The sequence below is a fragment of the Pseudomonas sp. B21-032 genome (assembly GCF_024748965.1).
Taxonomy (GTDB): Bacteria; Pseudomonadota; Gammaproteobacteria; order Pseudomonadales; family Pseudomonadaceae; genus Aquipseudomonas.
The window spans coordinates 3,482,826-3,505,080 of the sequence record NZ_CP087180.1 but is presented as its reverse complement, the minus strand read 5'-3'; the positions used below and the strand labels follow the sequence as shown (position 1 = coordinate 3,505,080).

Here is a 22,255-nt window from a genome sequence, read left to right as displayed (position 1 = left end):
GTGTCTGCTTGATTAGGGTGCTGGTGGTCGATGACCACGATCTGGTGCGTACGGGCATCACGCGCATGCTGGCCGATATCGATGGCTTGCAGGTGGTGGGCGAGGCCGACTCTGGCGAGGCATCGCTGAAGGTTGCGCGCGAGCTCAAGCCCGATGTGGTCCTGATGGATGTGAAAATGCCCGGTATCGGCGGCCTGGAGGCGACGCGCAAACTGCTGCGCAGCCACCCGGACGTGAAAGTGGTGGCGGTGACCGTCTGCGAAGAAGACCCGTTCCCCACCCGCCTGTTGCAGGCTGGCGCCGCCGGCTATCTGACCAAGGGCGCCGGGCTGGACGAAATGGTCCAGGCCATTCGCCTGGTGTTTGCCGGCCAGCGCTACATCAGCCCGCAGATTGCCCAGCAACTGGCGCTCAAGTCGTTCCAGCCGCAAGGCTCGCCGTTCGATGCGTTGTCGGAGCGGGAAATCCAGATCGCACTGATGATCGTCGGTTGCCAGAAGGTGCAGATCATCTCCGACAAGCTGTGCCTGTCACCGAAAACGGTCAATACTTACCGTTACCGGATCTTCGAAAAACTCTCGGTCACCAGCGACGTCGAGCTGACGCTGCTGGCGGTCCGCCACGGCATGGTTGACGCCAGTCTCTGAGCGCATTCATGACACCTGTGTTCGATTCAAGCGCATTCCTGGCGACCTGTAGCGGTCGCCCGGGCGTCTACCGAATGTTCGACGCTGAGGCCCGGCTGCTGTATGTGGGCAAGGCCAAGAACCTCAAGAAGCGCCTCGCCAGTTACTTTCGCAAAGCTGGCCTGGCGCCGAAGACGGCTGCCCTGGTGGCGCGCATCGCCCAGGTCGAAACCACCATCACCGCCAACGAGACCGAGGCGCTGCTGCTCGAGCAGACCCTGATCAAGGAATGGCGGCCGCCGTACAACATCCTGCTGCGCGACGACAAATCCTATCCTTATGTCTTTCTTTCCGACGGCGACTACCCGCGCCTGGGCATCCACCGTGGGGCGAAGAAGCAAAAGGGCAAATACTTCGGCCCGTACCCCAGCGCTGGCGCCATCCGCGAAAGCCTGAGCCTGCTGCAAAAGACCTTTTTCGTCCGCCAGTGTGAAGACAGCTACTACAGCAACCGCACCCGGCCGTGCCTGCAGTACCAGATCAAGCGCTGCAAGGCGCCTTGTGTCGGCCTGGTCGAGCCCGAAGAATACGCGGTGGATGTGCGCCACTCGGTGATGTTCCTTGAAGGCCGTAGCCACCAGCTGACCAACGAGCTGAACGCCGAGATGGAACAGGCGGCCATGGCTCTGGAATTCGAGAAGGCCGCCGAGCTGCGCGACCAGATCGCCTTGCTGCGCCGCGTGCAGGACCAGCAGAGCATGGAAGGCGGCAGCGGCGACGTCGATGTCGTCGCCGCCTTCGTCAACCCCGGTGGTGCTTGCGTGCACCTGATCAGCGTGCGCGGCGGGCGGGTGCTGGGCAGCAAGAACTTCTTCCCGCAAGTGGGCATCGAGGAGGAGGTGGCCGAGGTCATGGCCGCATTCCTCTCGCAGTATTACGTGGGCAACGCCGAGCGCGAATTGCCGGGCGAGCTGATCGTCAACGTCGTCCACGAGGATTTTGCCGCCATCACCGCTGCGATCGAAACCCTGCGCGGCCGCGAGCTGACCATCAGCCACCGGGTGCGCGGCACCCGTGCGCGCTGGCAGCAACTGGCGGTGACCAATGCCGAGCAGGCACTGGGCGCGCGCCTGGCTAACCGCCAGCACATGGCCTCGCGCTTCGAGGCCCTGGCCCAGGTGCTGGCCCTGGACGAAACCCCGCAGCGCCTGGAGTGCTACGACATCAGCCATTCCAGCGGCGAAGCCACCGTCGCCTCGTGCGTGGTGTTTGGCCCGGAAGGGCCGCTCAAGTCCGATTACCGCCGCTACAACATCGAAGGCGTAACCCCGGGCGACGATTATGCGGCCATGCATCAGGCCCTGACCCGGCGCTTTGGCCGGCTCAAGGACGGTGAGGGCAAGCTGCCCGACGTGCTGCTGGTGGACGGCGGCAAGGGCCAGCTGAACATGGCCCGTGAAGTGCTGCAGGAACTGGCGGTGCCCGACCTGATTTTGCTCGGGGTGGCCAAGGGCACCACGCGCAAGGCCGGTTTCGAAACCCTGTACCTGAACGACGTGGCCCACGAGTTCACCCTCAAGGGCGACTCGCCAGCGCTGCACCTGATCCAGCAGATTCGCGACGAAGCCCACCGCTTCGCCATCACCGGCCACCGCGCCCGCCGCGGCAAGACCCGCCGCACCTCGACCCTTGAAGGCGTCGCCGGGGTCGGCCCGAAACGCCGCCGCGACCTGCTCAAGCACTTCGGTGGCTTGCAGGAGCTGACCCGCGCCAGCGTCGAAGAAATCGCCAAAGCACCGGGAATCAGTAAAAAGCTTGCCGAGTCGATTTATGCCAACCTGCATAGCGAGTAGAATGCCCGCTCACTTTGCAGCCAGTTGTGCCGATGAATATTCCAAATCTGCTTACCGTTCTTCGCGTCCTGCTCATTCCGATCTTCATTTTGCTGTTCTATGTTCCGTATCACTGGAGCTATATCGCAGCGAGCAGTGTCTTCGCCATCGCCGCGGCCACTGACTGGCTGGACGGTTACCTGGCCCGTCGCCTGCAGCAGAGCACGCCGTTCGGTGCCTTCCTGGACCCGGTGGCCGACAAGCTGATGGTGGCGGTGGCCCTGGTATTGCTGGTGCAAGTGCACGCCAACTTCTGGCTGACCCTGCCGGCGGCGGTGATCATCGGCCGCGAGATCGTGGTCTCGGCGCTGCGCGAGTGGATGGCCGAGCTTGGGGCGAGGGCGCACGTGGCGGTGTCGAACCTGGGCAAGTGGAAAACTGCGGCGCAAATGCTCGCCCTGGTGATCCTGCTGGCCAACCCACCGGTGCTGACCTTCTGGGTGATTCTTGGCTACGCCTTGCTGATGATTTCTGCCGGCCTGACCCTGTGGTCGATGGTGCACTACCTGCGCGCCGCCTGGCCGCACCTGCGCGAAGGCTCGGAGCAGAAATAAAGCTTTTTTGAATCAAGGGCTTGACGAGATTTATTGAATCGTTACAATAGCCCCCATCACAACGCGGGAATAGCTCAGTTGGTAGAGCACGACCTTGCCAAGGTCGGGGTCGCGAGTTCGAGTCTCGTTTCCCGCTCCAAATATGGCGCTACAGCATTCAGCAGAGTGCTGTGGTGATAGAAAAAAGGCCCTTCGGGGCCTTTTTTCGTTTCTGCTGTTCGGTGCTGGGCAGGTGTCTAGTCCAGGGCACTGACGCATCGTTGAACCATCAGTGCCTTGAGATGAATTCACCATCCGTGTCTACGGCAATGCGGTCCATCGTCTTCTGCGTGTCTTTGACGATTTCGCCAATTCGGTGCGCTTCCTTGGCAAAGCCTTTGGCTGCCAAAAGTGGCAGGCTTTCTTGCAGGGCCTTCAGGGTTTGGCGGATATCGGCAGCGGCCTTGAGGTTTCGGTGCGGGTTGTCCATTGGCTCTCCATTGACGGTCTGTGAAGTGGCAGTGCCCGCCCACGCAGGGCGGGGCAGCCGCTTCAGGGTTTGCGCGAAGTAACCGCCGTCAGCGACAGCGTCACGGGACCGGTCGGTACGGCAGAGGCTACGGGGGCTGTCAGTTGCATCTCCATCACACCTTCCTCGCGGGTCTGCATGTAGGGCGTGTGCTCCAGCTTCTCGACCTGCAATGAGGTGACACTGGCCTGATCACGGTGACCGGCAAGGACGGCGTGCTTGAGAACGTCCGTGTCGGGTGTTTGCCCACGGTCGATCACGCTCAGTAATCCGCCGGGACGCAGCACTTCATCGGCCAGTTCATAGACGCTGTTCTGCACGAAAATTCTATGCTCGAAGGCGGTTGGCATCAGGCGAGTGTCCACCGCGACGTTGTGGCCTCGGGCGTTGTGGGTGCCGAGCAGCCAGCAGGCCACCGCGTCGAATCGAGGTTGGGCCTTGAGCCACTGCTCAAGTTGCGGGTCACCCAGGGCATCGCCTTCGATCAGCAGGCAATCAGCCTTGGGCGCATCACCCGGCGCGCAGTAGTCGAGTCGGTAGGCGTTGTCGTCCAGGCTTTGGGCAGATTCGCGTGCAATGACCGCGACCGAGTAGCCGTGTTCTGAGAGCAGGGCCTGAGTGGCTGCTATGCAGTGGGGGTTCTCTTCCACGCAGACCACGCTGTGACCATTCTTCAGCAGCGCCAGGGTGGAATGGCCGACGCCGCAACCAATCTCCAGGATGCGCAGGTAGCCCTCAACCTGAGCGGTCATCCAGGCATAGTGTCCCTGGTTGCGGTGGCTGTTGGCATTGACCCGCCAATTGCGGGTGTACTCGCGGCGAAACTGCTCCAGCTGGTGCAGTGCGCGCGGCATATGGGTGGTCCAGGGCGGTGAGAGGCTGTCGCCTGAGTTTGGCGATTTCTTGTTGTTCACGGTAAGTCCTTTGCCTGAGTTGTTTCGACGATCTGCTATCGCCAGGCTGGATCTTCGGGCAAGGAGCGTGCACAGGGCAAGCGGCGGGATGGGGAGAAATCGCAAGTGGTCAGGGCGCGAAGCCTGCCGGTTTTGCTAAATGCTTTCAGCCAAGGCTCTGGCACGCGCCTCAACGACATTTCATACACTCGACTGACCGGTCGCCTGGACACATTGTCTTGCAAATTGGGTGAGTGGTCACCCGAGGTTGCCGCGTTCGTCGTAGACGTAATGCTTGGCGCAATAGTCGCGCAAAAGGTTGTCGAGGATGTTCGAAGAACAGCTCGCTGGCGAGGATTTCAACCTGCTCGACCAGGGTACGGGTACGTTCGTCCGTGGCGCAGAAGAACAGCACGCCGCTCCAGTGGTCATCGTCTCCGGGTTGTGGACGTTGTGCTCGACAAGCTGTTGCAGGGCTTGCTTCAGCTCGGCAATTCGGGTTTTCAGTTGGTCCATGGCCTCATCCTCCGTTGACGCTGAGGTGTGGTCGCAATCCGTGCGAACAAAGTGCTCTTTGGTTTCGGGTTATCGATGCACGCTGCCGTGAGAGGCGCTGGCAATCAGGCTGGCGCCACAGGCGGTTTTCATGCCGTCGAGCGCGACCGGGATACCGTTGATGCTGTAGGTGCTACTGCCTTCGATGATGGGGAAGATGCCTTTGCAGAGCGGGCAGGAGACTAGGTTGCCTTTGCCGGACATGGGGCGGCCGTTTAGTTTGGTATGAGGGATGGAATCGGTGACAACACCACCATGGTCTGTAAGGTCGCCAAGTCTAATTATCGGAATCATGAATGCTATTCTCTGTTGTTCGTTGCTATGGTATTGAAGGGAGTCAAATTTGTGTTCATGCTGTGCCTCCGCTAGGGGGTTATTGATGTACGTAAAATGACTATTGAGTTTCTAAAAGTCTGAAGGTTAGGGTTGAGGCTCTTTGTTCTACAGGACAGTCGGCAATTAAAGTAAGTTCGGAACATTTGTCGTGTCCCCATAACTGACAAGAGATTCTGAGCGAGCACGGTTCGGTATCTGTTCTAAAGATGTCAAAAGGAACTCTGCCTGTACTATCCGGGGTGAAGGCTACGTCAAAAGGTGGGAGCCTAAGGTCTGAAACGTTCTCACCTGATCGTTCCAGTTCTTCAGCGATTTCTTCGTAAATGGCCGGTGTTATTCCAGCAGACTCCAGCTTTGCTTCTGTACCGTCTTTTATGGTCCTGAGGAGATCGTCAGCAAGCTGGTAGGCTTTTTTATTATCAAGGTTTTCCATGTTTTTATTTCCTTCGCTTTGGGATGGTGGTGTTTGATGTTGCGGAGGCACCAATGTCTGAGAAATATGCATCCGCTTTCAGGATGCTGCATCTCGACTGTTGTGATGTCAGTCCTGCTCGTCTAACCGCTTTATAAGCAATACGACGTTCAGCTGCCAAACTTCCTCCGCCCCTCTGATCCTGAACCCGATTTGCATTATAGTGGGGAGTGCCGCGTGTAGTGCCATCCATATTCCTTCCTTGAAGTACTACAGCCGGCGCATCGTAATAGTCATACTTTGGCAAGTTGCCAACAGCTGCATGTTGATAAATATGATGTGAGTCATAGAGCCCGCCTCCAGCTGCTTTCATGTCTCGATGGCTTCCGACTTGTACGCCACCTTCTTCTAGAATTTTTTCACACTCGGCTATACTTGGTCTGCAGCATTTACTTAGGCCAAATGGGTCGGTCCATGCAACTGGATTTGGTGCGTACGAGTAAACGTTGAGTCCCCCCGCAAACCCGATCGGATCCTTGCCAACAAACCGCCCGACCCCCGGATCATAGTACCGATACCGGTTGTAATGCAGCCCTGTCTCGACATCGAAGTACTGCCCCTGAAAGCGCAACGGATTGTGGATGCCCGCGCGCTTGGCGGTGTCGCTGCGTTTCTCCTGTGCCGCGCCCCAGGCCTTGTAGGTGCCGCTCCAGGCCACTTCGCCCTGTTCGTCGGTAAGCTCCATGGGCGTGCCCAGGTGGTCGCACTGGTACCAGGCAAACGCATCGAAGGGCGTTGGCGCGGGCTTGTGCTGCCAGACGGGATCACGCTCGATGTCGTAGGGAAAGTCGTAGACGGGCTCGAGCAGCAACTTGATGGAGCGGTGTTCCAGCGCTTGAGCAACGGGCACGAAGGTGCCGGGCTCGTACACGTAGTGGGTCAGGCGGGCGCCAAGGTCATGGGGGCGGTTTTCGAAGGCCAGGGTGTCGCCATCCCAGCCGTAGAGGGTGTTGCCACAACCGTACTGCTGATCGAGCTTGCGCTGCTCGTTCTGGTTCCATGCGGGACCGGCCTCGCGGCGGTGCTGGTACTTGGCGCGGTTGCTGGCCGGGTCGAAGGCCAAGGATTCAAGCGGTAGCCCTTACTCCCTGGCAGCACTCACGGTGATACGACCTGCTTGTAATAGCTCGATGCAGATAACCGTTTCATCGCCGCGGGAGGGCATTGACTCCTGGATGATGACGCCGTCAATGCAGGCGGTGCGCATGCGGTGGCGCAGGGCCCTGCCTTGAGGGTCGAAGAACAGCTCGCTGGCGAGGGTTTCAACCTGTTCAACCAGAGTGCGGGTGCGTTCGTCCGTGGCGCAGAAGAACAGCACGCCGCTCCAGTGGTCATCGTCGTCCGGGTTGTGGACGTTGTGCTCGACAAGCTGTTGCAGGACTTGCTTCAGCTCGGCAATTCGGGTTTTCAGTTGGCCCATGGCCTCATCCTCCGTTGACGCTGAGGTGTGGTCGCAATCCGTGCGAACAAAGTGCTCTTTGGTTTCGGGTTATCGATGCACGCTGCCGTGAGAGGCGCTGGCAATCAGGCTGGCGCCACAGGCGGTTTTCATGCCGTCGAGAGCAACCGGGATGCCATTGACGCTGTAGGTGCTGCTGCCTTCGATGATGGGAAAGATGCCTTTGCATAGTGGGCAGGAGACTAGGTTGCCTTTGCCGGCCATCGAGCGACCCCCAAGGCTGGTGTGAGGGATAGAGCTAATAACTGAACCGCCGTGGTCCGTTATATCGTCAATTCTTATTATGGATGTCATTCAGTGCTCAACAATAGAATATATACTGTTTGTAGGGCTAGGTTGGTCCGGGGCGGTACCCTAAGTTTAAGTTGTGTCGCTTTTGCTCACCTTTACGTAAGAAGCGATGCCAGTTCTTTCCGCTAGCGAGGGCGGAGTCCGTCCAGTAGTGGTTGCGAACTGTATTGCCGTTAGCGTCAATTAGATTTTTGTGTGCGAGAGTTTTGAGTAGCTTTCTTAGCTCGCGATTAATTAATGTTGCGGTTTGAGAGGAGTCAGCCCCAAAGTGCGATGCGCCAATGGCAAACTCGTCCTCTCCGCCAAATGTAGCTGTTACAAATCCAACCTTGTTCTCCCTGGTTAGGTTTTTTTGCTCAGGCCCCAGTATATTTTCGTCTTTGTCCTTGGGACCAACAAGGAAGGAAGTTTGATGATGTCCAGTAGGTAGCGTGGTGGTTTCGATTGGTGTGTACGGTTTGGAATAGTCATCGGATGCATATAGATTTAGCTGGGTGCTTGATGTTAATTTCGTAACTATTTCAATGAATTCATCGAATGTCATGAATATATTTATGTCCACTTAAGGTTGTCCTTTGGTTTTGCAGGGGCAGTATGGTCTGAATTGAACTTCGGCAGGTGTGTCGTTTCCCGTTGTTTTTGTTTTTAGATCATTTATTGCGCCGACTTCGCGAGATACCGGAGTGCCATCTGCTTTTTGTCTTCCTACATTGCCGTAGATGATTTTCCCATCTTTTTCCTCGAATATTATATCCGGTCTGCGCCCTTGTTTATGTCCGCCAGGTGTAGGTATGAGCCTCTCTGGTTTCCTCCCGCCACCTGCGTGCACGGTTCCGTTAGCATCAACTACTTCTTGTCCCCACTGAGCAATAGCTTCGTTATGCGGACCTTTTCCTCCTGGTACGGGGCCCCGCTTAGCGAGCCCCAGCGGATCAACCCACTCAACCGGATTCGGCGCATAGGCATAAACATTCAACCCACCCGCAAACCCAATCGGATCCTTCCCAACAAACCGCCCGACCCCCGGATCATAGTACCGATACCGGTTGTAATGCAGCCCTGTCTCGACATCGAAGTACTGCCCCTGAAAGCGCAACGGATTGTGGATGCCCGCGCGCTTGGCGGTGTCGCTGCGTTTCTCCTGTGCCGCGCCCCAGGCCTTGTAGGTGCCGCTCCAGGCCACTTCGCCCTGTTCGTCGGTAAGCTCCATGGGCGTGCCCAGGTGGTCGCACTGGTACCAGGCAAACGCATCGAAGGGCGCTGGCGCGGGCTTGTGCTGCCAGACGGGGTCACGCTCGATGTCGTAGGGAAAGTCGTAGACAGGCTCGAGCAGCAACTTGATGGAGCGGTGCTCCAGCGCTTGAGCAACGGGCACGAAGGTGCCGGGCTCATACACGTAGTGGGTCAGGCGGGCGCCAAGGTCATGGGTGCGGTTTTCGAAGGCCAGGGTGTCGCCATCCCAGCCGTAGAGGGTGTTGCCGCAGCCGTACTGCTGATCGAGCTTGCGCTGCTCGTTCTGGTTCCATGCGGGACCGGCCTCGCGGCGGTGCTGGTACTTGGCGCGGGAGCGCTTGCACAGGCGCCGGCCGAGGGCGTCATAGGCATAGTAGACAGTCAGCCGATCATCCTCGTAGTGCGTCAAACGGTCGTAGAGGTCCCAGCTGAAGGTGGCTTTCTTGCCGTTCTCGATGCGCTCCTTGAGGTTGCCGCGTTCGTCGTAGAGGTAGTGCTTGCCACAGTAGTCGCGCAGCAGGTTGTCGAGCAGTTTGCTGCGCGGGTAGCCGTTGCGCTCCTGGGGTGCCTGCGGGTCGAGGAGGTTGCTGGCCGGGTCGAAGGCGAAATGTTCGCTATTTGCCAAACTGCCTGCTTCGAGCAGGCGGCCAACAGGATCGTAGCGGTAGTTGATGGCGCCACGGCGCAGGTCCTGGATGTTGGTGAGCTGACCGGCAACGTCGTAACGGTAGTTGCGCACTGACAAGCGGCTTGACTCACCGCGTCGAGCGACGGTCTGTTCCTGCAAGTGACCGTTCGGTGTCCAGCTCTGGCGTTGTTGCAGGCCGTTGCCTTGCTCGCGGCCAATCTCTCGGTGCAGGTCGTCACGCTGATAATTCAGCAGTTCCCGATCGTCCAGCTTCAGCGCCAGCAGGTGGCCGCTGCCATAGGTCAACCAACTGACCCGATGGCCATCGGGACGGACCGTGGCAACCCGCTGGTTCAGCGCGTCATACTCGTGCCGCCAGATGGCAACATGGGGCTTTTTCAGGTAGCGCAGGTACTGGTGTTCGCGCGTGTTGTTGCCGGCGGCATCGTAGAACCATTGCAGCTTGCAGGCGTCGTTCTCGGCGAGCAGCAGATTGCCGTTACCGTCGTAGGCGAACGTTTCGGTTTGCCATTGCTGCGCCGTCCTCTGGCCTGCCTGGCGCATTAGCAGTCGGCCCAGGGGGTCGTATTCGAAACAGGTGACGCGATCGCCATCAAGGCGGCGGGTAGGTTGGTTGCTGCCGTTGTCGTAGAGGTAGTGGGTGGTTTGCTGGTCGAAACCGGTTTCCTTCAGCAGGCGGCCAACCGGGTCGTACTTGAAGGTAGCCGTGCTGTTGTTCTCGTTGCGCAGCTCGACAAGCTGGCCAAGCCGGTCCCAGCGGTAGTTGAGGATGCTGCCATCGGCGTTCCGGCGTTGCTGGATCAGCCCCGCTTCGTTGTACTGCCAAACGGTGCGGCGCTGCAGGGCGTCGATGTGGTCGAGAAGACGGCCTTCGGCATCGCGCTCGAAACGCTCCTCGGTCTTGTCCGGGTGAACAATACGGCTGAGCTGACCTGCCTGGTAATGGTAGCTGGTGACCATGCCCGCGGCGTCGGTGACTTGGGACAGTTGCCCCAGCGCGTTGTATCGCCATTGGCTGGTTTTGCCGGAACAGTCGGTGTAGCGGATCAGCTGGCCGTCGGCGTTGTAGGCGAGTTTTTTCTCTGCGCCGTTGGCGTCGATGATGGCAACGGGCAGGTTGTCGCTGTTGTACCTGTACTGGGTCTTGTGCTCCAGCGGATCGAGGGTTTCGATGATGTTGCCGCGCGGGTCGTAGTCGTACTTCCACAGCCCGCCCTCGGCATCGCGGGTCTTGAAGCGCAGGTCCTGGTCGTCATAGGCATGGTGGACGCTGGTGCCGTCGGGGCGGGTGTGCTGGACCAGGTTGCCGCGCTCATCGTAGGCGTAGCTGTCGACACTGCCGTCGGTGTGGATGTGCTGGGTGAGGTTCTTGGCGTCGTCGCGATAGAACCACTCCTCGTTGCTATCGGGATGGATGATGCGGTAGGTGTAGCCGAGGACATCGTAGTAATACAGCGTCTCTTGACCGTTGGCGTCGAGCAGGCGTGTCAGGCGGATGTTCGGGTCCCAGCTCAGGCGGGTGTCCTGGCTGCCATCGTCGGCCCATTCTCGAACCGCTTTGGCATCCGGCCCGTTGCCTTGCCATTGCAGGTTCATGCCGCGACCGGTGCGGTCGGTGTAGCGGGTTAGCAGATGGTGCTGATAGTCATAGTTCCATTGAGCATCGTGCTCGTCGCGGGCGGCACGCAGGTCACCCTGGTGGTCGAACTCATAACGTGCCAACTGTCGAAGCGCTTGGCCGTCATGCATGAGCCAAAGTGCCTTGATTCGACCCTGGTCGTCGATCTGGGTATGGATGTGCTGGTGCGGGGTGTCGTTCTGGTAGGTGAGCAAATCCGAGAGCACGCTGTGTTCAGCGTGTTGGTGCTCGTAGTGCAAGGCAATGCGGGCACCGCCGCGCAGGCTGATGGCTGTCAGGCGGAACTGATTGCTTACCCGTTCGTAGTGCTCCTGGCTGTCATGCCCCCGAAGCAGTACCAATTTGTTTTTGCTGGTGCGCGCAATGACCAGGTTTTCAATCGGGTCGAGATGGTGATGGTGAACATCGGGAAGCGGGTAGTGGTGGCTACGCCCATCGGTCGCATGGTAGGTGAGTTGATCTTCGCTCAGATCGAAGCGGCTGGAGAACGGCGTGATCCAGCGGGCACCGAACGGGTTGTTGTCGAAGGCTGAGAGTGAGGAGCGGTAGGTCCTGTTCCACACCAGGGGGAAGGTGCCGGGAAGCTCGAAGTCGGTATGGACAATTGTTTCGCTGCCCATGGCGAAGCTGATGCTGCACTGGGTGCCAGCTTTGCTTCCCTGCTTTTGGCAGTTACCGTCAGCGCGGGCAGAGCGCTGGGCCGGACTGGCTTGAGTGCCATTTTGCGGCTGTGGCCTTCTGGCTTCGTTGGTTCTGCCAGGCGCCATGTTGGCCTGGTGTGGGGCATTCTTGCGTCGCTGCAAGGCACTGGAAAGCGCCCTGATGAGGGTAAGAAGGCTGTCCGGATTGGTTTCACTGCCTGTCTGGATGATCTTGTCGCTGGCGATATTGCCAATCTGCTCGATGCTCGCCGCAACGGGCTCAAGGGTTTTCTGCAACTGTTGCTTTTGTCTGTCGCCCAAGCCGATATCGTCTTTTCCAAAGCCGAAGCCGGTGCGTCTCTTGAAGGCATCGGCCGCTTCAACTATCAGGCTGATTCCGGGAAAGAGCACGGTTAGTGCCACGTCCTGTACAGCGCCGCTTGCCACCGAGCGGATGAGGTCAGCAAGGAATTTACAAACCTCGATGACCTTTTGTGCAAAGGCCTTGAGGATGCTGTGCAGGGTGGCTTCAACCTCCTTGACGAACGCCTCGAGATCGCCGGGGCAGACATCGGCCAGCGCGCTTTCTATGGTGGTCAGCAGCGCCTGGCTGATGTCGCCTTTGGTGGTTCTGAGTGTCTTCAGTGAAGGGCGCATGACCGCTCGGGCTGCTCCGACTCCAGGGAGAGGAACCAGGCCGAACAGGTTGATCCCCAGGCCGACCCAATTGTAGAGATCGGCCCTGTAGGTGGCGTCGCCCTGGGCCAGCTCAATGATGTCGCCGATCGCATCGGCCGCAGCGAAGATCGAGCCCGCGACGGGTAGCATTTCACCGACAGTAATAACAGTGCGCCAGTTGACGGCATCACCGGTGAGCCCGGTCAGCCACTGCGCCAGTTTGTCGGTGCCAGCCCTTACATCCTCTTCGGTAAAAGTATTCTTGGGCGCGACCGCACCTTCACATCGAGCCATTCGGGCCGCCTCCGTTACTGGTTCGATTTGCGGGAATACCGGGAAGGGAGAGGGGCAGTCCTTTATCAGCGGACTCCATTGCGAAGAGGCGGTCCAGCGTCTGCTGGATGACCTGCGACGGCCGCAAGGTAGTCATGGCGCCGGGTGTCGCTGCTGATCGTGCTGCTTGCTCTGCAAATGGCGCTGCCGAGGCGGCGCGAGTCTTGTCTGTGCCGAACAGCACCTTGACCGGTCCTGGCGCCAGGCCTGCCACCGCCGCAAAGCCGTTGTCATCCAGCGTGCCCTTGAAAACCTGCCCGAGTGCATCCTCGACCTGATACTCCGAGCCCTTGAACGCAAAACCATTGGCGTAGTGCTGGAACAGCTCAAGATTGCCTTTGCCGGCTTTTGGCCCTTCAGGAAAGGCCGCCGCCTGGCTCTTCGCGCCTTTGTAGAAAAAGTCTGTGGCGTGGGTTGTGTACACGCCGCTGGTGGCGTGGCTGATGCCGCCGGCGTTGTAGGTGGTGCTGCTGCCCGCCGCCTGGATCACCAGTTCCTCCTTGGCGCTGAGGATGATGCGTTCGGCGCTGACGGTGACCTTGAGTTTGGCCAGCAGGTTGATGCTGTCTTTCAAGGCGCGGATGTCGATATCGCCGGAGGCTGCGACCAGGCGCCAGCCGAGGCTTTGCACGAAGGTGCGCAGGCCTCGGCTGACACTGATCAGCAGGCGCTTGCCGACGGCCAGGCTGGTATGCCCGCCACTGCTCAGGCCCAGGTGTTCGCCGCTGGCCAGGTGGGTGGATTGCGGCGTGCTGCTGGCGATCCCGGCCGGGCTGTCGAGGACCAGGAAGGGTTCACTGAACTCGGGGTATTGATTGGCATTCGGGTTGCCGGTACCGCGGCCGCGTATGCCGTCGTGCTGGGCCTGCAGCGCATCGGCGACTTCGTCCTGGTCGCCGCTTTCCTGGGCCAGGTGGTCGCGGGCTTCGCTGGCGAAAGTGGCGTGGTATTGCTGGGCGGTCTTCAGGCGTTCGGCGGTTTGCGGCAGGTCGGTGTGGTGGGAGGCGGCGCGGGCGCGCAGTTCGCTGGTCAGCAGCAGGCCGCCGCCGGCACGCACCACGCCGTGGGCGTCGGTGCGCAGTTCGAAGCCTTCACCCCGGGGCTGCCCGCCACCGGGCCGGGGATGGGTCAGGTAGCCCAGGTTCAAGGCACTGGCGGCGTGATCGCTCATCAAGGTGGCGCTGATCTGCCCGCTGGTGTCGTCCAGGCGCAGTTCGTTGTGGCGCTGGCCGTGGTGCTCTTTGCTGCGCAGCGGGCTCAGTGCCTTGAACTCGGGCAAGCGATACGGTGTGCGGTTGATCGCGTGATAGCTGCGGCCCATGATCATTGGCTGGTCCGGATCGCCGTGGAGAAAGCCCACCACCACTTCCTGGCCGATCCGCGGCAGGGCCACATGCCCCCAGCCCGCCCCGGCCCAGGTCTGGGCGACGCGCACCCAGCACGAGCTGCGATCGTCTTCGCAGCCTTCGCGGTCCCAGGGAAACTGCACGCGCACGCGGCCATGCTCGTCGCAGTAGATTTCCTCTTTGGCCGGGCCGACCACCATGGCGATCTGTGGCCCTTCGATGCATGGCTTGGGGCGCGCCGGGGCATGCCATTCAACGGTATCGGGGATCAAGGTGGCGGTCAGGCTGTACCAGGTGCCGTGTTCGCTTTCGGCAGACTCTTCTTCCAGGGCGGTGTGCTGGCGGCCTTGGTGCTTGATCTGGATTGGCCGCCAGCCGCTGTTGAGGTCTTCGCGGGGATGGCCACTGAGGGTGAAGGCCTTGCCCGGCAGCAGACGCGCATCGTCGCCTTCGACCTCGGCGGTGCGCGCATCACCGCGCAGGGCCTTGAGGCGGGTCTGGGTGAAGGGTTTGCCGGCGTCGTCGTGCTTGTAGCGACCGGGGTAGTCGTAGCGCTCGTAGTCGACGGTCTGGCTGCCCATTTCGGCGGCCAGCACGTTTTGCTCCAGGTTGTAGCGCGGATGGCTGAAGGTGTAGTCACGCTGGGTCTGGCAGCTGGTCCGTACCTGTTCGCGGTAGGTGAACTGGCGCAGGGACGGTTGCCAGGCTTCGCCCCCCGGATTGGCCTCATACAGCACCGGCCCGCCCTCGATGGCGCCGAAGGTCGCGATATGGTCGGCCTGGATCAGCCGATGGCCGGCTTCGCTGTGCTCGAAGCTCGACAGCAAGCCTTCCTCGGCCGCCAGGCGCAGGTAGAAGTCCAGGTCCAGTTCGCCCGCCTGCACGCAGTACTCGCGGGGCAGGTGGGTTTCGCTCAGGTGCTGGCGGGCCTGGCCCCATTGACGCTCCTTGCACAGTTGCTCAAGGATCTGCGGCACGCTGCGTTTCTGGAAGATGCGCCAGTCGGAGCGCAGTTGCGCGCGGGCCAACTGCGGTTCGATCACGGCGCGGTAGCGGGTGCGGCGAAAGCCGGTCTGGCCCTGTTCGAAACGACTGATCAGGCCATGCACATGGCGAACGGCCTGGTTGCCCTGCCAGAGGGTCAGAGCCGCAGGCTGGTCGAGCAGGGTGGCAAAGTCGGCGTCGGCGGTTGCACTGACCAGCTCGATGGTCAAACGATAGAGTTGGGAAATACCCTCGTTCAGTTCAAAAGACACCACATCAAAGTCAATGTCAGCCGTCGAGCTGAAGGTAAAACGCACATCGCGCTGGCCGGGCATGGCAACTCCTGCTGTTCATTGCGTCGGGCAGGTCGAATGGACGTGGATGGAACGTCCAACAAGATTTGTTCTTACAGAGGGGGGAGACAGTAAGAGGTAACTTACTGCCTTGTCTTTGTTGGGCTTCCTAAATGCTTGTGGGAAAAGTCACTTGTTGTTTTTGGGGTGTTTTTTGCAGGCGTAGTCGTTTGCTCTGCTGATTACAGAGCGGTTTAAGTGCACGTTATTGAACGCAACTAAGCGCATCGCACGCGTAGTTTTTTCCGGCTCATACTCAGGGAGTGGCGGCCTGCCGGGTTCACATCACCGGCTGCTGGCCGGTGCGTGCGGGCCAGACGAAGCTGGTGTTACGCACGCTGTTGATGATTTCCAGCTGGTGAAAGGAGTTGCTGCTGGCATACAGCGCCATGAAGTGCGAGAGCACGCTGCCAAACAGTTGCAGGTCGCCCTCGTTGTCGAAGGCGCTGGGGTTGACCCTGAGCGTGGTGAGCATGCCGCGCACGGGCAGGCCCTTGATCAACCAGTCAGTCGGCGCCGTGCTGGCGTGTTCGATAGCGTTCAGGCGGCGCTGGGTGGCGCGCTTGTGCTGCAGGTCATAGGGCGCCACGAAGTCATAGACTTGCAGCACCGCCTTGAGCGCGTCGGCGCAGGACAGCGACAGGTCATTCAGGGCCAGGTTGGAAAGCAGTACCCACTGCACATCCCCGTGCAGGTCGTCATCCAGCGCCGGTGGGTAACAGCGGGTCGGGCGGGTCAGGTTGCGGTAGGTGGCAAACGAGGGCGTGGCCTGGGTGGTGAGGTTGATATCGCCGATGTCCAGTTGCAGGGGCAGGTTGCCATTGCAGCAGGTGAGGTCGATGTTCAGGGTCTGCTGCTCGCCCCGGTAAGGGCGTTGATCACCGTGCAGCAGGCGGATGACATGGCGCGCCCGCTCTTTGATCAGGTCTTGTTCGAGCGTCACGCTGTAATAGTGTGCGCTACGCTCTTCGGCGCGTTCGACACGCCGGGGCAGTGCTTCGTAGGGCGCAAACTCCAGGCTTTGTTGATCCTGCGAGGTCTGCGTGTCCCGGCGTCGGGTAGCGACCTTGTCAACGCTGAAAATCTCATAGGCCTGCGCTTGCCGCCCGCTGGGTTGCACGGCTTCGCAGACGGCCTGCCCGTCAAGCGGGATGGGCCTGGCCGGGTGGTCGAAGAGGTTGATGGCCGGTGTGCAGTACAGTGAAAGGCTGTCGCGGTCGAGCTGGAAACCGTTGGGGAAGGGCGCGTCAAAACGCAGCTCCAGGCGGATATGCTCGGCTGCGGCGTCCGGCCAGTAGCGGCGTAGTTCGGTCAGGTTGAAGCCGTGAAAGCGCTGCGGGAAGTAAAAGTACTCCTGTATCAGGCGGTAGCCATCCAGGTGCTCGCCCGGGCTTGGCAGGAGTGCCTCGCCGGGTTCGAAACCGGCAAAGGTCAAGGTCGCGGGCGGGAGGGAATAGCGATGGTCGTTGATGTGCAAAACCACCTTGTGCAGGTGCTGTGACAGCCATTGGTAGAGCGTCAGGGCGTTGCTTGCAGCGTCTCCCAGATGAAAGCTCAACCGGTCGCAGTCGAGCTGGCGCAGCGGTTGCTCGGTCAGCGCGCCAAGGTCGATGTGGACGATGGATTTGTTGGCACTGTCGATGTGGCAGATCTCATCGATGACCAAGGGGTAGAGGGTCACGTCGGTACAGGTGCGAAAGGTACAGTTCACGCCGTCGACCGGCTTGGAGAACAGCGCGGTACCCTTGGGGATCAGCTGGCTTTCGCTCAGCGCATGATCGATCGGGTCGAAGCGCACCAGGGTGACGCTGGGCAAGGGCCGAAGGAAATTGGGGTAGACCAGTTGCAGCAGCGGCTGGGTGATTTCCGGCAGGTGGTCGTCGATCTTCATCGCAAGCTTTGCAGTCAGGAATGCAAAGCCTTCCATCAATCGCTCGACGTCGGGGTCAGAGGCTTCGCTGCCGAGAAAGTGCGCCAGGCGCGGATCGTCTTCGGCAAATTCGTCGGCCAGTTCGCGCAGGCGCCGGCGTTCTTCCATATAGCGACTTTTTAATGACATGTGCGGCCCTGCGTGAACGTTTACATTCAACGTATTGGGGGAAGTTGTTTAATGTCTTTTATTGTTTGTAGGAAGCATCTTTAATGTTTTCTTTTCAAACTTCTGTGTATCGCTCGGTCTGAGTTTATTGTTTTCGCCAGAGGGGCTGAAGCGTCAATGCAAATGTTTTGACAAGATGTAAGTTCGTATTTTCTGGAGTATGTATTCAGACGTGTTTGAGCGTGCTGCTGGTAGAGAACCGGGCGCAGATGCAGCATCGTTCTCATCGCTGACGAAGGCCTGCTCGCCGGGCCAAAAAAATACCGTGTTTACCCCCTCGCACCCGCTACCGCGCCTCGAAAAACACTGATAGCATCCTGCCACTTACCTTGATTGCAGTTCGCGCATTTCCTCGCGCATGTTCCCCGCTACTACACTCGCCATGCCACCTGTGCCTGGCACGTAGGGCGGTGCCTGGGTTGCCAGCCAGCGGCTGCTGACCAACGGTAATCAGGTTCGCGCCGCTGCAACCGATACACAACGCATACAACCAATAATGAAAGGATGCAGCGAGATGAAGCACGGAGCCTGGTGCCTGGCGTTGATGATGGTCGCAAGCCTGGCGCAGGCTGCCAGCGATAGCGATCCGCTGCTCGAGGGCGCGACCTCGAGCGTCAGCGAAGTGCGCGGCGTGCTGCGCGCGCGCTCGCAGGCGGTGCTGGCCAGCGAGCTGGCCGGGCGGGTGGTGGACATGCCGTTCGCCGAAGGCCAGTCGTTCAGCAAGGGCGATGTGCTGGTGCGTTTTGATTGCAGCGCTTACCAGGCCCAGCAGAATGCCGCCGGCGCTGCCGTGCGTGCGGCCCGTGAAGAGCTGCGCAACAAGCAGCAACTGGCGGCGCTCAATTCGGTCGGGCGCTTCGAAGTGACCCTGGCCGAAGCGCGCCAGGCGCAGGCCCAGGCCGAGGCGCAGGTTTATCAGGTGCAGGTGCAGCGCTGCCAGGTCAAGGCCCCGTTCGACGGCCAGGTGGTTGCCCGTAAGGTCCAGGCCCACGAAAGCGTGGCCAGCGGCGCGCCGTTGCTGGAAATCGTCGACAACCGTTCGCTGGAGGTGCACCTGCTGGTGCCTTCGCGCTGGCTGGGCAAGCTCAAGCCGGAACAGACCTTCAGCTTCGTCCCCGATGAAACCGGCGCGCCGCTGCAGGCGGTGGTCAAGCGCCTGGGCGCGCGCATCGATGAAGGCAGCCAGACCCTGCTGCTGATCGGCACGCTGCCGGCCGACAGCCGCGGCCTGCTGGCCGGCATGAGCGGCACCGCGCACTTCGCCGGCCAGCCATGAACGCGCCAGTAGCCAATGGCATGGAGCAGCTGCTGGCGCATTACCTGCGCCTGGAGCATCAGGCCCGCGCCGCGACCACGGTCGAGGCGCTGGCCTTCAGCATGGTCAACGACCCCCAGCCGCTGTTCGCCTTTCGCCACGCCGCGCTGCTGATCGCTGGCAAGGTGCGGGCGTTGACCGCGATCAGCGTGGTCGAGGCGAATGCGCCGTTCGTGGCCTTCATCGAGCATGCTGGCGCGCAGTTGGGTAAAAGCGCCCGCCTGGACACCAGCGGGCCGCTGAACCCGGACAGTTTCGATCAGGCCAGCCGCGATGACTGGCAGTCGTTGTCAGCTGCCCACGCCTTCTGGCTGCCGCTCAAGGACCGCCAGGGTGTGGTTTTTGGCGGTTTGTGGCTGGCCCGCGACAACCCTTGGGTCGAGGCCGAGCACAGCTTGCTCAACCACCTGGGCGAGTGTTACAGCCATGCCTGGCTGGCCTTGCAGCCGGGCAAACCATGGCGCCTGCGCTGGCCGGCACGCAGCCGCTGGGCGATCGGCGCCGCAGCCCTGCTGGTGCTGTTGGTGCCGGTGCGCCAGTCGGTATTGGCGCCGGCCGAAGTGGTGCCACGCAACGGCCAGGTGGTGGCCGCACCGCTGGATGGGGTGATCGCCGAGTTCCTGATCAAGCCCAACCAAGCGGTGCAGGCCGGGCAGGTGCTGGTGCGCTTCGACGCCACCAGCCTCAAGGCCCAGGCCGATGTTGCCGAGCGCACCCTCGGGGTCGCCGAGGCCGAGCTCAAGGCCAACACCCAGCGAGCCTTTTCCGATGCTGAATCCAGCGCCCGGCTTGACCTGCTGGCCGCCCGTGTCGAGCAAAAGCGCGCCGAGCGCGATTATGCCCGCGAGCTGCTGGCGCGCGCCGATGTGCGTGCCGAGCGTGCCGGTATTGCCGTGTTCGCCGACGCCCAGCGCCTGACCGGTAAGCCATTGCAGACCGGCGAGCGTCTGCTGGAAATCGCCGACCCGGCCCAGGCCGAGCTGCGCATCGAGCTGCCGGTGGCCGATGCCTTGAGCCTTGAGCCTGGCGCCGAAGTGGCGCTGTTTCTCGACAGCGACCCGTTGCACCGCCATGGCGCCGAGCTCGAACGCGCCGCCTACGAAGCGCAGAACACTCCGGCCGGGCAACTGGCTTATCGCCTGGACGCACGCTTTACCGACGCGCCGCCGCGCATCGGCCTGCGTGGCACCGCCAAGCTGTTTGGCCAGCGTGCACCGCTGGCGCTGTACCTGCTGCGCCGGCCGTTGGCGGCCCTGCGCCAGACGGTGGGCCTTTGATGCTGCCGGCACTGCGCCCGGACCTGCAACTGTCGCCCGCCGCGCCAGGGCTGGACGGCGCTGCGCAATGGACCCTGGCCGACCCGCTGCGCGGGCGCTATTTCAAGCTCGGCGCGCCCGCCATGCGCCTGTTGCGGTACTGGGCGCTGGGCGATCCGGCGCGGGTGCTGGCCGCGGCCAATCGCGAACCGGGCATGCCGCTGCCGGGCACGGCCATTGAGGAGCTGTTGCGCTTTTTGCGTGGCCATGACCTGGTCACCGCCAGTGATGACGAGCAACGGGCCAGCTACGCCGACAAGGCCGCCCGCCAGCGCCAGGGGCTGTGGACCCAGTTGCTGCACAAGTACCTGTTCTTTCGTATCCCGTTGTGGCGCCCGGATGCCTTTCTCAACCGTACCTGGCCGTGGCTGGCGCGGTTCGGCCCGAACCTGCTGCGCTACGGCCTGCCCACGGTACTGTGCCTGGGGCTGTTTCTGGTCATGCGCGACTGGCAGCGCTTTCTCGCAACCTTTCCCCACCTGTTGAGCCTCGGCGGTGCTGCAGCCTTTGCCATCGCCCTGGGCTTTGCCAAGTTGTGCCACGAATTCGGCCACGCCTACATGGCCAAACGCGCCGGCTGCCGGGTGCCGAGTATGGGCCTGGCGTTCATGGTGCTGTTGCCGATGCTCTACACCGATGTCAGCGATGCCTGGCGCGTGCAGGACCGCCGCACCCGCCTGTTGATCGGCGCCGGCGGGGTGCTCGCCGAGTTGCTGCTGGCCTGCCTGGCCCTGCTGGCCTGGTCGCTGTTGCCGGACGGGGCAGGGCGCACGGCGGCGTTCATGCTGGCCAGCGCCACCTGGATCACCACCCTGGCGATCAACCTCAACCCGTTGATGCGCTTTGACGGCTACTTTCTGCTCAGCGACCTGTGGGCGGTCGACAACCTCCAGGGCCGGGCCTTCGCCCTGTGCCGCTGGCGCTTGCGCGAGGCGCTGTTCGGTTATGGCGAGGCGGCGCCCGAGCCGTGGTCGGCGGCCATGCGCCGGCGCTTGTTGAGCTGGGGTTACGCCGCCTGGCTGTGGCGCGCAGTGCTGTTTTTCGGCATCGCCCTGGCGGTGTATCACTTGTTTTTCAAGGCGCTGGGCATCTTTTTGATGCTGGTCGAGCTGACTTGGTTCATCGCCTTGCCGGTCTATAAGGAGGGCCAGCACTGGTGGCAGCAACGCCAGCGGGCGCAACCGCGCAAGGTGCTGGGCCTGGGCCTCGGCCTGCTGGCGGTGCTGCTGGTGCTGGTGTTGCCGTGGCGCAGCGATGTCGAGGTGCCGGCGCTGCTCGAAGCGTCGCGGGTCAGTGCCCTGCATGCACCGACCGCAGCGCGTATCCGCGAGGTGCATGTGCAGGACGGCCAGCGCGTGGCCCGCGATCAGTTGCTGGTGGTGCTGGAGTCACCGGACCTGGAATCGCGCCTGCAGATCGTACGGCGCGAAATCCAGATCCTGCAGCTGCAATTGCGTCGCCAGGCCGGGCGCAGTGAAACCGCCGCCGACAGCGGCATCCTCGAGCAGCGCCTGGCCGAGGCGGTGGCCGAATACCGCGGCCTGGCCGCCCAGCGCGAGCGCCTGAACCTGCGCGCGCCGCACGCCGGGGTGATACGCGACCTGGCCGTGGGCCTGGCACCGGGCCGCTGGATTGCCGCGCAGTTGCCGCTGGCTGCAGTGGTCGAGGAGGGCCTGCGCCTGCGTGGTTACCTGGCCGAAGCGGACTTGTGGCGGGTCGAGGCCGGCGCGCCCGGGCATTTTGTTGCCGATGATCCGCTGCGCGATTCGCTGCGGGTCAGCCTCAGCGATATCGACACCACCGGGGTCAGCGCCATCGATCAGGAGGCGCTGGTTTCCGAGCACCAGGGCCCCATCGCCATCCGCCGCGACGAGAACCGCCGGGCGCAGCCGCTGCAGGGGCAATACGGCGTACGCTTTGCCCTCGAAAACAGCCCGCCTGGGGGCCTGCAACGCCCGGTTCGCGGGCTGGTGGTGCTCGAAGGCAAGGGTCAATCGCTGCTGGCATCGGCATGGCGACGAATGGCTGCGCTGGGGGTAAGAGAAAGCGGATTTTGATAGTGCGATTGTCAGACAATTAGAATA

At 61.5% G+C, this 22,255-nt stretch carries 18 protein-coding genes and 1 tRNA gene; 7 read left to right on the top strand and 12 right to left on the bottom strand.

Annotation, left to right across the window (positions count from 1 at the left end):
• Positions 1 to 8 precede the first annotated feature (8 nt).
• From uvrY to LOY54_RS15960, 4 genes are all read left to right on the top strand, one after another.
• Complete coding sequence (gene uvrY / locus LOY54_RS15975) at positions 9 to 647, top strand: UvrY/SirA/GacA family response regulator transcription factor (RefSeq protein WP_010221877.1); 639 nt, start codon at positions 9 to 11, stop codon at positions 645 to 647.
• 8 nt (positions 648 to 655) lie between these two features.
• On the top strand, positions 656 to 2,479 hold the full coding sequence (gene uvrC / locus LOY54_RS15970; RefSeq protein ID WP_258607120.1) for an excinuclease ABC subunit UvrC: 1,824 nt from the start codon (positions 656 to 658) through the stop codon (positions 2,477 to 2,479).
• Between the two features lie 32 nt (positions 2,480 to 2,511).
• Positions 2,512 to 3,072 (top strand): CDP-diacylglycerol--glycerol-3-phosphate 3-phosphatidyltransferase, encoded by a 561-nt coding sequence (pgsA, locus tag LOY54_RS15965; RefSeq protein ID WP_010221879.1) that lies wholly within the window; start codon positions 2,512 to 2,514, stop codon positions 3,070 to 3,072.
• Positions 3,073 to 3,135: 63 nt separating this feature from the next.
• Positions 3,136 to 3,211, top strand: a tRNA-Gly gene (locus tag LOY54_RS15960).
• Positions 3,212 to 3,340: 129 nt separating this feature from the next.
• Here the strand turns inward: LOY54_RS15960 and LOY54_RS15955 are convergent.
• From LOY54_RS15955 to tssF, 12 genes are all read right to left on the bottom strand, one after another.
• Positions 3,341 to 3,541: a hypothetical protein gene (locus LOY54_RS15955; protein WP_213604116.1), complete on the bottom strand. Its 201-nt coding sequence runs from the start codon at positions 3,539 to 3,541 to the stop codon at positions 3,341 to 3,343.
• 62 nt (positions 3,542 to 3,603) lie between these two features.
• A complete protein-coding gene (locus tag LOY54_RS15950) occupies positions 3,604 to 4,494 on the bottom strand; it encodes a methyltransferase domain-containing protein (RefSeq protein WP_258607117.1) in 891 nt (296 codons plus the stop codon).
• A gap of 237 nt (positions 4,495 to 4,731) precedes the next feature.
• Positions 4,732 to 4,989, bottom strand: a complete 258-nt coding sequence (locus tag LOY54_RS15945) for a hypothetical protein (RefSeq protein ID WP_258607115.1) — start codon at positions 4,987 to 4,989, stop codon at positions 4,732 to 4,734.
• A 69-nt stretch (positions 4,990 to 5,058) separates the two neighbouring features.
• On the bottom strand, positions 5,059 to 5,319 hold the full coding sequence (locus LOY54_RS15940) for a PAAR domain-containing protein (protein ID WP_408980596.1): 261 nt from the start codon (positions 5,317 to 5,319) through the stop codon (positions 5,059 to 5,061).
• Between the two features lie 103 nt (positions 5,320 to 5,422).
• The gene (locus LOY54_RS15935) at positions 5,423 to 5,797 is read right to left on the bottom strand and encodes a hypothetical protein (protein WP_258607112.1); all 375 of its coding nucleotides are present in this window, start codon (positions 5,795 to 5,797) and stop codon (positions 5,423 to 5,425) included.
• A 4-nt stretch (positions 5,798 to 5,801) separates the two neighbouring features.
• Positions 5,802 to 6,899, bottom strand: coding sequence for an RHS repeat-associated core domain-containing protein (locus LOY54_RS27470; RefSeq protein ID WP_309475652.1), 1,098 nt, complete (start codon positions 6,897 to 6,899; stop codon positions 5,802 to 5,804).
• 18 nt (positions 6,900 to 6,917) lie between these two features.
• Positions 6,918 to 7,256 (bottom strand): hypothetical protein, encoded by a 339-nt coding sequence (locus LOY54_RS15925; RefSeq protein WP_258607111.1) that lies wholly within the window; start codon positions 7,254 to 7,256, stop codon positions 6,918 to 6,920.
• 69 nt (positions 7,257 to 7,325) lie between these two features.
• Entirely contained in the window at positions 7,326 to 7,589 is a 264-nt protein-coding gene (locus tag LOY54_RS15920) for a PAAR domain-containing protein (RefSeq protein ID WP_258607110.1), read from the bottom strand.
• A gap of 37 nt (positions 7,590 to 7,626) precedes the next feature.
• Positions 7,627 to 8,130, bottom strand: coding sequence for a hypothetical protein (locus LOY54_RS15915; RefSeq protein WP_258607109.1), 504 nt, complete (start codon positions 8,128 to 8,130; stop codon positions 7,627 to 7,629).
• 18 nt (positions 8,131 to 8,148) lie between these two features.
• Entirely contained in the window at positions 8,149 to 12,720 is a 4,572-nt protein-coding gene (locus tag LOY54_RS15910) for an RHS repeat-associated core domain-containing protein (protein ID WP_258607108.1), read from the bottom strand.
• Complete coding sequence (locus LOY54_RS15905) at positions 12,707 to 15,424, bottom strand: type VI secretion system Vgr family protein (RefSeq protein ID WP_258607107.1); 2,718 nt, start codon at positions 15,422 to 15,424, stop codon at positions 12,707 to 12,709. Before LOY54_RS15905 ends, LOY54_RS15910 begins: the two co-directional genes overlap by 14 nt.
• A gap of 298 nt (positions 15,425 to 15,722) precedes the next feature.
• Complete coding sequence (tssF, locus tag LOY54_RS15900; RefSeq protein ID WP_258607106.1) at positions 15,723 to 17,501, bottom strand: type VI secretion system baseplate subunit TssF; 1,779 nt, start codon at positions 17,499 to 17,501, stop codon at positions 15,723 to 15,725.
• Positions 17,502 to 18,084: 583 nt separating this feature from the next.
• Between tssF and LOY54_RS15895 the strand changes: the two genes are divergently transcribed.
• The 3 genes from LOY54_RS15895 to LOY54_RS15885 are packed head-to-tail and all read left to right on the top strand — an operon-like array spanning position 18,085 to position 22,228.
• Complete coding sequence (locus tag LOY54_RS15895) at positions 18,085 to 18,816, top strand: efflux RND transporter periplasmic adaptor subunit (RefSeq protein ID WP_408980595.1); 732 nt, start codon at positions 18,085 to 18,087, stop codon at positions 18,814 to 18,816.
• The gene (locus LOY54_RS15890) at positions 18,813 to 20,132 is read left to right on the top strand and encodes an efflux RND transporter periplasmic adaptor subunit (RefSeq protein WP_258593784.1); all 1,320 of its coding nucleotides are present in this window, start codon (positions 18,813 to 18,815) and stop codon (positions 20,130 to 20,132) included. Before LOY54_RS15895 ends, LOY54_RS15890 begins: the two co-directional genes overlap by 4 nt.
• Complete coding sequence (locus LOY54_RS15885; RefSeq protein ID WP_258607103.1) at positions 20,129 to 22,228, top strand: HlyD family efflux transporter periplasmic adaptor subunit; 2,100 nt, start codon at positions 20,129 to 20,131, stop codon at positions 22,226 to 22,228. Before LOY54_RS15890 ends, LOY54_RS15885 begins: the two co-directional genes overlap by 4 nt.
• The last annotated feature ends 27 nt before the right edge of the window (positions 22,229 to 22,255 follow it).

Excerpts from the sequence above, each read along its gene's own strand:
- LOY54_RS15890 (WP_258593784.1), top strand. The coding sequence starts at position 18,813 with ATGAACGCGCCAGTAGCCAATGGCATGGAGCAGCTGCTGGCGCATTAC.
- LOY54_RS15920 (WP_258607110.1), bottom strand. The coding sequence starts at position 7,589 with ATGACATCCATAATAAGAATTGACGATATAACGGACCACGGCGGTTCA.
- LOY54_RS15925 (WP_258607111.1), bottom strand. The coding sequence starts at position 7,256 with ATGGGCCAACTGAAAACCCGAATTGCCGAGCTGAAGCAAGTCCTGCAA.
- LOY54_RS15915 (WP_258607109.1), bottom strand. The coding sequence starts at position 8,130 with ATGACATTCGATGAATTCATTGAAATAGTTACGAAATTAACATCAAGC.
- LOY54_RS15905 (WP_258607107.1), bottom strand. The coding sequence starts at position 15,424 with ATGCCCGGCCAGCGCGATGTGCGTTTTACCTTCAGCTCGACGGCTGAC.
- LOY54_RS15945 (WP_258607115.1), bottom strand. The coding sequence starts at position 4,989 with ATGGACCAACTGAAAACCCGAATTGCCGAGCTGAAGCAAGCCCTGCAA.
- LOY54_RS15935 (WP_258607112.1), bottom strand. The coding sequence starts at position 5,797 with ATGGAAAACCTTGATAATAAAAAAGCCTACCAGCTTGCTGACGATCTC.
- uvrC (WP_258607120.1), top strand. The coding sequence starts at position 656 with ATGACACCTGTGTTCGATTCAAGCGCATTCCTGGCGACCTGTAGCGGT.
- LOY54_RS15910 (WP_258607108.1), bottom strand. The coding sequence starts at position 12,720 with ATGGCTCGATGTGAAGGTGCGGTCGCGCCCAAGAATACTTTTACCGAA.
- tssF (WP_258607106.1), bottom strand. The coding sequence starts at position 17,501 with ATGTCATTAAAAAGTCGCTATATGGAAGAACGCCGGCGCCTGCGCGAA.
- LOY54_RS15895 (WP_408980595.1), top strand. The coding sequence starts at position 18,085 with ATGATGGTCGCAAGCCTGGCGCAGGCTGCCAGCGATAGCGATCCGCTG.
- LOY54_RS15955 (WP_213604116.1), bottom strand. The coding sequence starts at position 3,541 with ATGGACAACCCGCACCGAAACCTCAAGGCCGCTGCCGATATCCGCCAA.
- pgsA (WP_010221879.1), top strand. The coding sequence starts at position 2,512 with ATGAATATTCCAAATCTGCTTACCGTTCTTCGCGTCCTGCTCATTCCG.